The organism is Shewanella indica (assembly GCF_033842865.1).
Lineage (GTDB): Bacteria > Pseudomonadota > Gammaproteobacteria > Enterobacterales > Shewanellaceae > Shewanella > Shewanella indica.
Genome location: NZ_JAWXXR010000001.1, coordinates 1,277,052 through 1,288,631 on the forward strand (window position 1 = coordinate 1,277,052; position 11,580 = coordinate 1,288,631).

Below are 11,580 nucleotides of genomic sequence, written 5' to 3' on the forward strand. Positions count from 1 at the left end.
CCTGAGCAGAGGAAATCAGATGACAACAGCCAACTCAATTCAACAGGCATTGTATATGCCTTTTCACCGCCAGCAATGGGCCGAACTTCGTGAGTCTGTGCCTTTGACCTTGAGCGAAACCGAATTGAAGAAGCTGCGAGGGATTAACGAAAAGGTTTCCCTCACAGAAGTCACCGACATCTATCTGCCCCTCAGCCGTCTGCTTAATTTGATTGTTGGCGCCAAGCAGCAAAGAGGTTTGGTGTTAAATGAATTTTTGGGGCAAACTCCGGCCAAGAGCCCATATATTATCAGTATTGCCGGCAGTGTCGCCGTAGGGAAAAGCACCACAGCTCGTATATTGCAGGCACTGTTGAGCCATTGGCCCGAACATCCCAAGGTCGATCTGATCACCACTGATGGGTTTCTCTACCCCTTGGCAGAGCTGAAACAAAAAGGATTATTACAGCGTAAGGGATTTCCGGAAAGCTATGACATGAAACTCTTGGTGGAGTTTATCGCCGCCATCAAGTCAGGCGCCGAATTGGTCGAGGCTCCGCTATATTCCCACATCAGTTACGACAGGCTTCCCGAAGTGCAACAGGTCAGACAGCCAGATATTTTGATCTTGGAAGGCTTGAATGTACTGCAGACAGAGCTGGATTCTCCTGTGAGTATCAAGCGGCCTTTTGTCTCTGATTTCGTAGACTTCTCTATCTATGTAGATGCCGATGAATCACTGCTGAAACATTGGTATATAGATAGGTTCCTGCAGTTCCGGCATACGGCGTTTGCCAATGAGCGCTCCTATTTTCACCACTACGCCAAGCTGAGCGATGCCGAAGCTGAACATATAGCCGCCAATATCTGGGACACCATCAACGGCCCGAACCTGAATCTGAATATTGAGCCCACCCGCGAGCGGGCACATCTTATTCTGAAAAAGGGTCAGGACCACTTGATGGATCAAGTGCTGCTGCGAAAATAATCAAGCGCCGCGTAAACTGATTTCCCCACCAACAAAATGCTGTGTGCCTGTATCTGTCTGCAGGATAACACCGCCTTGCTCATCCACTCCAAGGTAGTGGCCGTTAATCTGTTGCTCACCCAGTAGCAGTTTGACCTGTTGACCGGCAAAGATATCGGCACTCTGCCACCTGCTGCTGAATGCTGCCAATCCTTGAGTTTCAAACAGCTTGAGATCTTTCAATAACTGTTGGTGAAGCTTGATAGCCAACTCAGTCTTATTCGGCATAGATTCAAGCCCACTGAGATCGCTCCAGGGTTGATCCAGTTGTTCACCCAGTTCAGCAGGCATAGCCATATTCAAGCCTATCCCGATCACCAGATCGCATTCACTGTCGGCAGTCCCGGTCATTTCAATCAGTACACCGGCAAGTTTACGCCCATCGAGATAGATATCGTTGGGCCACTTCACTCCCAAACCGGCAATACCGAAAGACTCCAACACACTAACCAGTGAACAGGCAACCACCAGACTTAAGCCCATCGCCTGGGAAAGACCTTGAGAGAACTGCCAGTACATAGAGAAATAGAGGTGACTGCCGTAGGGCGACAACCACTGGCGTCCTCGACGTCCTCGCCCGGCCGATTGGTACTCGGCGATACAGAGATCGCCATTACTCAATTCATCGACATGGTTGAGCAGAAAGGTGTTGGTACCAGCCAACTCATCAAAGTAAAAACAGCGGTTATCTATAGCGGAGAGTAAGCGCGGCTTGTCGATAAGATGCAAACTTCTAGCTAACTTATAACCTTTACCTTTCACGCTGAAGATATCGATCCCAAAGGCGGTCAAGGCACTGATATGTTTGCTGACAGCCATACGGCTGATACCCAGTTGCTCGGCCAGCCTTTCACCGGAGACAAACTCACCCTGCTGCAACAGCTGTAATATTTCCCGCTTGCGCTTCCACTGTTCGCTCATCGTCAGAGACTCCTCTCTCCTGTTGCCGCAAAAATTCGCGGCTCGGGTAGTAATTCAACACCGAAAAGCGCTTGCACTTGCCGGATAATTTCCCGCGCCAAATTGGCCACATCTTCACCGCTGGCGCCGCCTTTATTCACTAGAACCAAGGCTTGCTTATCATGAACTGCGGCTGCTCCCATCTGGAAACCTTTCAAACCTGCCTTATCGATAAGCCAGCCTGCGGCCAGCTTAATCGTTCCATCTTGCTGAGCATAACCCACCAGATCAGGAAAGCGTTCGGCCAACTTAAGATAGTCGGCAGCAGCAACCACAGGATTCTTGAAAAAGCTACCGGCATTGCCAAGCACTACAGGATCCGGCAGTTTTTCCTGACGAACCTGACATACCTGCTCAAAAATCATAGGCGCGGTCACTTCTGTCTCTTCAGCAAGTGACTGCAACGGCCCATAACTCAGTTTGGGCTGCCAATCTTTAGGCAGTTTCAAACCGACAGAGGTGATCACAGCCCTGCCCTTGAGCTCATTTTTGAAAATTGACTCTCGATAGCCAAAATCACAATCAGCGGCCTCGAGGCGAGTTAGCGCACCGGTTTGCAGATCCAGATACTCAACCCAGTCACATACCTGGCACAGTTCAACCCCATAGGCACCTATGTTTTGAATAGGCGCTGCGCCAACCGTGCCCGGGATCAGAGCCATATTCTCAAGTCCCGGCATCCCCAGCTTAAGCGTTTCGCAAACCAAATCGTGCCAGTTTTCACCGGCGGCAACCTTTAAATAGAAATGTGTTTGGTCCTCACTGACCTCGATTCCCTTGGTAGCGATTTGAATCACAGTCCCTTGATAATCCTCAAGCAATAATAGATTACTGCCGCCACCGAGGATCAGCATTGGGACATCATCATCCTTGTGCTGCATACAAGCCCGGACAAGCTCAACGGTAGAGCTCACTCTGATGAGTTCCCGGCAATAACAATTGATTCCAAAAGTGTTCAAGGATTTAAGGGAGTGGACTAGGGCTGGCATCTAAAGCTTTCACTGCAAATAAAAGCAGCATTGTAACGGGATTAACCGACTATTTCAGCCTTCAGCGGTTAAACATACTCAAACAAGTCAATCGTCTACCCAATAGGACTGATATCGCACTTTAGCGTTCAACAGGAAATTCATTAGGGGGACTATGATGTAGCGACCATAGTGGTAAAAAGCTTCCGGTATTATGGCAGGCAATTGCAGATTAGCTTTACCGGGAATGTGTCTGAATCACTATGCTCCAAGCAAGACAGTCAAACAACAAGAGAGCGTTGTTTGACTGCCATGAAAGGGTTAACCGCCGAAACCGACATCCTTGATATCGACCCGGGTCACTTCACCATACTTGGCTGCTATCGGGGCTATCTTGTCGCCGCTGCCAATCAGCACCATCTGCAACTTATCCTTGGGGAAGTAGTTGTCGACCAACTGCTTGGTCTGCGCCAGAGTCAGTCCATCCACCCGTTGCTGGAATTGATTGATATAGGACTCATCAAAACCGTACAGGTACATGTCTGACAGCAGACCTGCCAACTGGCCACTGGTTTCAAACTTGGGTGGGAACTGGCCTTTGACGTAGGCCTTGGCCGAATCCAGAGTCTGCTGATCTATCCCTTTCTGCCACAGGCGACTGTAGGTCTTGAGTGCCAAGTCAATGGCTTCCTCTGTCGTAGCCGACTTGGTGAAAGTACTGATCATAAACACCCCTGAGTCACGATAGGGGACGAAACCCGAGCGCGCGCCATAGGTTAAACCGGCATTAACCCTCAGCTCATCGTTGAGCCAGGAGGTAAAACGGCCACCGAGTATGGTGTTGACCACAGTCAGGCCCACATAATCAGGGTTATCCTGAGTCACACCCAGGCCACCTATGGTGAAGGTGGTCTCTATCGCGTCCGACTTATCCACCAGCAAGACTCGGCTGGCAGACAGAGTCGGCAGCCCCTGCTTGAGGTCGACGGCACGCAGCGATTCGCTGTTGCTCCATTGACCGAATGCCGCCTGCAGCTTGGCCTTCATCTGCGCCGGGTCGAAATCACCCACCACGCTGATAGCGGTATTGGCCGGTTGATAGTAGCCCTTGTGGAAAGCTCTCAACTGGTTGACCGTCAACTGGGACACAGACTCACTGGTTCCCGAACTGGCATTGCCATAAGGATGCTGACCGAAGACCAACTTGTTGAAGTAGCGCCCAATCACGGACTTGGGACTCTCTTTCTCCTGCGCCAGCTCGGCGACTCTGCGACTCTTGAGTTTATCAAACTCGCTGGTCTCAAAGTCGGGACGGGTCAGCACATCGGCAAACAATCCCAGCATGGTATCGACATCTTTGGCCATAAAATCGGCACTGAGGTAACTGCCCTCACGGCCGGCATCAGCATTCAGACTGGCACCGAGAAAGTCCACCTCCTGCTCTATGCTGGCCTTGGTGCGACCGGCGGCGCCGAGCAACAAGCCCTGAGCCGTCACCGCTGCCACACCGGCTGTGGTGTCATTGACGCTGCCGACTTTCACCACGGCGTTCAGGGTGATCAGCGGCACCTCTTTCTGCGGCATCAGCATCAGCGTCAGGCCGTTATCCAGAGTGACTCTTTCATATGTTGGCAGTACAAAGTGGCCGGTATCCTGGCTCACTTTCACCTGGGTAGACTGACAACCTGAAACCATCAAGGCTGCGGCAATGGCCACAGCGCCCAGAGAGGCCTTGAGAGAAAAAACCTTGCTCATTGATCCGCCTCCTCTTGTGCAGCCAGTACCCCCACAGTGCGGTTGGCACGGCGCAGGTATGTTTCTGCCACCCTTTGAATGTCGGCCACTGTGACCTGGTTATAGGCATCCGGCGCCTGGAACAGCTTGTCGAAACTACCGAAATAAAGTTCGTAGGTGCCCAGGGTATTGGCCTTGCCATTGATGGTTTCCATACTGCGATAGAAATCCATCAGCTTGATATTTTTTGCTTTTTCCAACTCTTCAACCTTAATGCCGTCACGGGCAATACGGTTGACCTCTTCGATCAATGCCTGCTCCAGAGTGGTGGCGCTGACGCCTGGGGCCGCCACCCCAAGGATATACAACAGGTTGGGGTCAAAAGACATGGGCATATAAGTCTCGGCGGCAATCGCCAACTGCTTGTCCACCAAAGCCTTGTAGAGGCGCGAGCTATTGCCTTCACTCAGAATCGAGGTCAGCAGATCCAGCGCGTAATAGTCTTTATTGGTGGTGGCCGGTACGTGATAGGCCAGCATGATATTGGGCGTGCTGACAGACTCTTTCTTGACGAAGACCCGTCGTTCCCCTTTTTGCAGCGGCTCGACTGTCTTCACCGCCTTGGGTGGCTCTTGCGCCGGGATAGGGCCAAAGTAACGCTGGGCCAGACGCTTGACCTCGGCCAGCTTAACGTCACCGGCAATCACCACAACCGCATTGTTGGGGGCATAGTAGGTCTTGTGATACTGCACCAGATCTTCCAAGGTCCAGGCCGCAATATCAGATTCATGGCCAATCACTGACCAGCTATAGGGATGCGCCCTGAAGGCCACACCTTTTACCTCTTCCTGCAGGGTTCGCCAGTTGGAGTTTTCCAGCCCCGTGGTACGCTCGGAGGCAACTACGCCGCGCTCACTCTCTACCATCTCGGCATTGATATCCAGCGCCGCAATCCGATCGGCTTCCAGATCAAAAATGGTTTCCAGAGCATTGGAAGGGAACCAGTCGGTATAAACGGTCACGTTTTCAGTAGTGTAGGCGTTGTTGGCGCCACCGGCCGCTTCCATGGTGCGGTCAAACATCTTGGGGCCGTATTTCTTGGAGCCATTGAACATCATATGCTCGAAGAAGTGGGAGATCCCTGTGATCCCGGGCACCTCGTTGCGTGAGCCCACCTTCCAAAACAGATACATGTTGGCATTGGGAATGGATGAGTCTTCCAATACCATGATTTTCATGCCGTTATTCAGGGTAAAACTCTGAATATCTTCGGCCGTGGTCGCCTGTGTTGTCGCCGCCCCAAGAAGGCTGGCTGACATCAGCAGGGCGGTCAGCGTACGCTTCATTGGGTCGCTCCTTGGCTGATTGCTGATTTCAAAAGATCCAATATCGGGTAAAAAAGCACTGCAAATCAAGTAACAAGTGATACGGAATTGTCAGATTTTGTAAGCAAAATGCTTTATCCCGTACGGTTTATTTGCCGCTTAAGCTGGCGAGGCCAGTGTGGCCAACGCCTCTACCCCGTCTTGAACGCTGCTTCATCAGCATAGAAATAGGGGGAGTGATTGCTGGCCGCCGTTGCCGGGTCAGTCCCCTCAGGAGTTACCCCAAGAAAGAAGAACCCCCCCGGGGTTTCTTGCGCGTAGAAAGCAAAGTCCTCAGCCCCTGTGATAAGCCCGGGTTCAACCAGCCTCCCCTTGCCCGCCACTTGCTCCAGCAAAGGCCTGACTTCGGTCACCAATTCAGGACTGTTCACCGACACAGGATAATCCTGGGCTATCTCCGTTTTCGCTTCAGTGCCGTTGGCTTACGCTATCATTTTGGCGGTCTTGCTCAGTGTTGTTTAATATTGGCCCGACCCGGCTAGAGGTTTTGATAGTAAATTGAGCGTCAGCCACTATTGAAAGTCTAATTAAACAACAAGCTAACTTGGAGGCTGAAGTACAGATCCAGCTTAAGGCTCTATTTTCTTCTGTTTCAGCTTCTTCATCTTGGGCTCGTCGATTTTACGCTCTTTGGCCGCAGCCTCTTTGGCTTGCTGCAGGTATTTCTGTTCCCGCTGCGCCCTCTCATCAAACTGTTTACTGGCTTTTAACCTTTGCTCCTCCTGCCAATCTCCGGATTGCTGGCGTTTGAGCACTTTCTGTTCCCGCTCGGCGGTTTCCTTGGCGGCGGCTCTGGCCTTTTCCAGCTGTTCCTGCTCCAGACGCCGGGCATCTTCACTGGCCTGTTCACCCAGCTGAGTCAAATCAGCCGCACTCACGCTAAAGGCCAGCAGCCAGCTCAATAACAGTATTAATCTCGCCATCATTCGCTCCTGCTTAAAGAGAACAAAAATCCATCTTCCAAGGACTATCACACATTTTTTCACCAGTTTGACCGATAATGAAGGTTTTTAGCAACAAAACGAAATTTTGATTGAGCCAAAGAGTAGATCTGTTTAGCTTTAAACTAACGGATTGAAATGCTGTTCCACATAACCGTTTGCCCAACCCGTAAGCTATAGGGTGCAAGGCAGGTCACCACATAGTCGGAAGTGTTAGCTTCCTTCCTGTAGGTTGAAGAGCCAAATATGCGGAGTAGTGTAACCATAACAAAGGGAAGTGGTTCTCAACGGAGAACGACAAGGGAGTATCCTGGATGATCCGATGGACACAACTGTTACAGAGCCTGGTGGCCGACACAAAACTCGGGCCCCAGTTGCAACTCTGGCGCAGCGAGCCTCACTCGACACCTCTGGCCTTATTCATGGGGTGTAAAATTTTTGCCGCCAATCAGGCAGCATTGGATTACTTCGCCTGTGTTCACCAGGAAATTCTCGATGCCACTCTCTATGACTTTGCTCCCAGACTGCAATTAGGCGGTCAGAGCAGCATAGAGTTGGCAAAAAAACTCATGCAAGCCGCAGCGGCCAGCTCTCAAGTACAGGAGTGGTTACACCTCAATCGCCACGGTAAAGAGCTGCCAACCCGCCTCTACCTGGAACCAGTCAGAATAGACAGTAATAAGATGATCTTGGTGCGGTTCGAAGCCTTGGATCGTCGCCTCAGTCCCAGAGGTGAAGCTCAGGATGTATTCGGCCTGCTGCCCCGCAGTGTATTGGCCGGTATTCTCGAAGAAAGTGCCGAAGCCGTTGTCATCAGTGATACCTCGGGCAAAATCCTTGCGGTCAATCGGGCCCTCTGTCGTCTTTGCGGCTTTAGTCAGGCGCAGTTAATAGGTCAGCAGTTGCAGATCCTCGAAACCGCAAACGATCCCAAGCAGAGAGAATGCCGTGCTGCGCTGGCACAGCGGGACTTCTGGCAGGGAGAGGTCAGCCATACCCGAGCCGATGGCAGTCACTTCCCCGCCTGGCAGAGCAGTCGCAGATTGCAGACTGAATCCGGTTGTTATCTGGTCACCATCTTCAGCGATATCAGCGAACGTAAACAGCTGGAATCACGCCTGACAGAACAAGCCATGTTTGACATGCTGACAGGGCTTCCCAATCGCCGTCATATGAAGCGCAAGCTGCGCCAGGTTCTCAGTGCCAGTCTAGAGGCCATCAACCAAGGAAAGCCAACCACTGGAGCCTTGATGTTTCTCGACCTCAACGGCTTTAAACATGTCAACGACAGTTTCGGTCATTCCATGGGGGACAGAATACTGCAACTGGTCGCCGCCAGGCTGGAAGCCGGCTGTATAGAGAGAGCCGATATCGCCCGTATGGGCGGCGATGAATTTACTCTGGTGTTGCAAGATTGCCGCGACAGGGAAGATATCTACCGTTTTGCACAACAGATATTGGCTCTATTCGAGACGCCGTTTGAGTTGGAAGGACAAAAGTTTTACCTGGGTACCAGTATAGGTATCAGTCTTTTTGGCAACCGAGAAATAGACCCTTCCGAACTGCTGAGCCAAGCCGACACCGCCATGTACAGTGCCAAACGCAGCGCCAGTCATATCAATTTCTATGACAGCTCTATGAGTGAAGCCGCCGAACATAAACTTAAACTGCTCGGCGATCTGCGTCACGCCTTGGGGCTGGGACAACTGAGCCTGTTTTATCAACCCATAGTCAGGCTCAAAGATAACCATATGGCCGGTGCCGAAGCGCTGCTGCGCTGGCACAAGAGTCCTCATGAACTGCTGGAAGCGGCCGATTTCGTACCCTTGCTTGAAGAAACCGGTCTAATAGTCACTGTTGGCAACTGGGTCGTAGAGCAAGCCTGCCGACAACTGGCAGTTTGGCGGCAACAGGACAACGACTTTATTATTTCAGTCAATGTATCACCGCTGCAACTGGAGCACCTGGACTTTTACCAACAAGTAAAATCGACGCTGCAACATCATCAGCTTCCCGCAGAAGCCTTGATTTTGGAGATCACCGAATCGGCATTGCTGGGTCACCCACGTCAGGCCAAACAAACGCTCAAACAGCTCAGGGCACTGGGCGTCAAAATTGTCCTTGATGATTTCGGTACCGGACTATCATCATTGAGTCGTTTAGGCAATCTGCCACTGGATGGACTAAAAATTGCCGGTGAATTTGCCGAGCAATTGCAACATCAGAAAGGCAAACGTTTGTGTCAGGCCATAGTGCAGCTGTCACAGGCGCTTGAACTCAAATTTGTTGCTGAAGGAATAGAAACTGAATATCAAAATGATATGGTACGACAGATGGGGGATGGACTGGCCCAGGGGTTCTTTTTCGGTTACCCCTTGCATCCGGAACAGTTTACCTTGGCGCATTTTGATCTATAAGAGCTCAATACCAAAGAGGGTGAACAGGACTGTCGGCAACAGAGTTACTCCGCTACCACTCCCCTGCAAAAGCGGTAAGCCGACAGTCCCACTCCATCATCAGAGATGATGCAGGCTCATTAAAACCGGATTCACTTATAAATGTCGTGATCCACACGGAATTTTCGCGACCGCTTACTCAATACCGCTCCCGCACTTTGACCGGCATCCGCCGTAACCTCTGCTCCACCAGCTCAGCCAGTAATACATGCATAGGCGCCACATCCAGCCCAGGCTCCAACTGAGAAAGGGCCACAGCTGCAGCCTCAAGTGTCGATAAGCTATCACTGCGATTAGCCTTGCGGATGCGATACGCTGTCGGTGCCATCAGTGGTAAATACCTTTGGGGCAACGCCTGTAACCAAGGATTAAGCCGATACATTTTCAAGGTTTTGCGCCAGGTGCCGTCCAGCAGGATAAGCCTTACAGCTTCTGATGAGTCATCTGTCTGCAACAGCTGACTGTTCTCTGAGGGATAGAGCAAGAAAGTCGGCATGTTATCTCTTGCCAGTTCGGCTCTCAACTCGGCAAAATCCGCCTCGGTTTCTCCCACTATCACCCGGACGTCCGGCACGGCCAACTGCAACAAACGCACACTATTTTTTGCATGCTCGACCTCTGAAGGATGTTGCAGCACCAGTAACTGGCTACTAGGGTATATAGCAGACACTGCAGCACAAACACAGGCCGTTTCTGGGTACCCACATTGTTCACAGTAACAGCGCGACATACCTAATAACTTTCCTTAATCAGCACTTGCTCTCTTCAACGCCATCTTGCCATTTATCGTCAGGCTAATAGTCGATCATCTGCCAAGACGGCAACTCAGTAATACCAATATTAACACATGCCCCAGGTTAAATTCGGCTCTGAGTCCAATGCCAAAATGAAACGGTTAATGAGAGTTCCCTGTATGACAACAATGCTTTATAAATAGAACAACTCTGTCCTCATCGCCTTTGCTTCCAGTTATGACTAACAGCTCTTGTCGAAAGTCCGACCTCAAAAACAATGGTAAAAGATATAAAAAAGCCCCGCTCAAAGAGCAGGGCAAGCCAGTTAGCATATAAATAAGAAGGGAGAAACCCGCAGAGCCCTTGAGCTCTAACCAAAGATCGCCAGCAAGATTAAGCCCACTTGATGACAGCGGCATGACACTGATGCGGGATTTTTATGACAAGCTCAATCCTGCTGTGCTTGCAGGTACTGACGCAAGGCATCTCCCGGAATCGAGGTTTCAGAGGCAACCGCCAAAGCCGCCCACTGAGCGGCTTCCTTCATGGCCTGTTCCACTGCCATTCCCGATACCAAACCATGGATAAGCCCGGCGGCAAAAGCATCACCGGCACCCGTGGTATCCACCACTGTCGCCGGCACAGCCGCTATCAGCGTCTCACCATTCTCCTGGTATAACACTGCGCCCTGCTCGCCTTGAGTCACAATAAAGTATTTAAGTGCATCACCGGCTATCTGACGCCCAAACTGCCAGGGGCTAAGCTCACTGCGCCCTTGCATATCTGTTACCGAAGACAGCAATACATGGCAGGGTCTTGGCCTGTCATCTTTGGCCAATTGTGCCACCACCAGAGTGTGTTCCAGCGCGGTTCGCGCCCAACTGACCGCTCCTTCGGCAGAGGAGTTGATATATAGCGCATCCCACTGCGACCACTTGGGCGGCGCCGGCAATTCAAATATCGGCCGCTGCGGCCGAATAATGGTGCGCTCGCCATCCGGGGTCATCACCAACAACATTTCACAGGTATTGCCTGCTCGCCGCTGCACCCTGCGACAATCCAGCCCTTGGGTACTGGCTTCGGCCAGCAACCAATCGCCCATCTCATCCCGTCCGACCTGGCTGACCAGAGCCACATTATGGCCGGCCCACTCCAGTCCTATGCCTGTGTTGGCACCACCGCCCCCCAAGCGTTGGCCACCATCCTGATAATGGAATCGACCTCCGGTGCGCAGGGGTTTATCCAGCAATAAGATTCGGTCACAGTTAAGATTGGCAACGAGCAAAATATTGGCCATAGAAATAGTCCACAGAAACGAATGACCCATCTTACCCCAGGGCAAACACTAAATGCAGCGCAGCCAACAACAAAGGCCCTAAGAGGTGATATTGCCAAA

9 protein-coding genes and 1 pseudogene are annotated in these 11,580 nt (G+C 51.5%); 2 read left to right on the top strand and 8 right to left on the bottom strand.

Features of this window, described 5'->3' with window-relative positions:
• The first annotated feature begins 19 nt into the window (after positions 1–19).
• Positions 20–967: a type I pantothenate kinase gene (gene coaA / locus SIL79_RS05960; RefSeq protein ID WP_039036033.1), complete on the top strand. Its 948-nt coding sequence runs from the start codon at positions 20–22 to the stop codon at positions 965–967.
• Here coaA and birA read toward each other — a convergent pair whose 3' ends face one another.
• From birA to SIL79_RS05990, 6 genes and pseudogenes are all read right to left on the bottom strand, one after another.
• A complete protein-coding gene (gene birA / locus SIL79_RS05965; protein WP_162207307.1) occupies positions 968–1,927 on the bottom strand; it encodes a bifunctional biotin--[acetyl-CoA-carboxylase] ligase/biotin operon repressor BirA in 960 nt (319 codons plus the stop codon).
• A 2-nt stretch (positions 1,928–1,929) separates the two neighbouring features.
• The gene (gene murB / locus SIL79_RS05970) at positions 1,930–2,955 is read right to left on the bottom strand and encodes a UDP-N-acetylmuramate dehydrogenase (RefSeq protein WP_162207306.1); all 1,026 of its coding nucleotides are present in this window, start codon (positions 2,953–2,955) and stop codon (positions 1,930–1,932) included.
• Positions 2,956–3,255: 300 nt separating this feature from the next.
• Positions 3,256–4,629 carry a M16 family metallopeptidase gene (locus SIL79_RS05975; protein WP_405130431.1) on the bottom strand — a complete coding sequence of 458 codons (1,374 nt, stop codon included), beginning with the start codon at positions 4,627–4,629 and terminating at the stop codon, positions 3,256–3,258.
• A 56-nt stretch (positions 4,630–4,685) separates the two neighbouring features.
• Entirely contained in the window at positions 4,686–6,014 is a 1,329-nt protein-coding gene (locus tag SIL79_RS05980; RefSeq protein ID WP_039036029.1) for a M16 family metallopeptidase, read from the bottom strand.
• Between the two features lie 170 nt (positions 6,015–6,184).
• A pseudogene (locus SIL79_RS05985) lies at positions 6,185–6,469 on the bottom strand (M20/M25/M40 family metallo-hydrolase); the annotation flags it as partial.
• Between the two features lie 153 nt (positions 6,470–6,622).
• Complete coding sequence (locus tag SIL79_RS05990; protein ID WP_052248289.1) at positions 6,623–6,976, bottom strand: hypothetical protein; 354 nt, start codon at positions 6,974–6,976, stop codon at positions 6,623–6,625.
• Positions 6,977–7,308: 332 nt separating this feature from the next.
• Here SIL79_RS05990 and SIL79_RS05995 point away from each other — a divergent pair, with 332 nt between their 5' ends.
• A complete protein-coding gene (locus tag SIL79_RS05995) occupies positions 7,309–9,411 on the top strand; it encodes a putative bifunctional diguanylate cyclase/phosphodiesterase (protein ID WP_162207304.1) in 2,103 nt (700 codons plus the stop codon).
• A gap of 178 nt (positions 9,412–9,589) precedes the next feature.
• Here SIL79_RS05995 and SIL79_RS06000 read toward each other — a convergent pair whose 3' ends face one another.
• On the bottom strand, positions 9,590–10,180 hold the full coding sequence (locus SIL79_RS06000) for a tRNA-uridine aminocarboxypropyltransferase (protein ID WP_071476139.1): 591 nt from the start codon (positions 10,178–10,180) through the stop codon (positions 9,590–9,592).
• 452 nt (positions 10,181–10,632) lie between these two features.
• Positions 10,633–11,481: a PfkB family carbohydrate kinase gene (locus SIL79_RS06005; RefSeq protein ID WP_039036026.1), complete on the bottom strand. Its 849-nt coding sequence runs from the start codon at positions 11,479–11,481 to the stop codon at positions 10,633–10,635.
• Between the last annotated feature and the right edge of the window lie 99 nt (positions 11,482–11,580).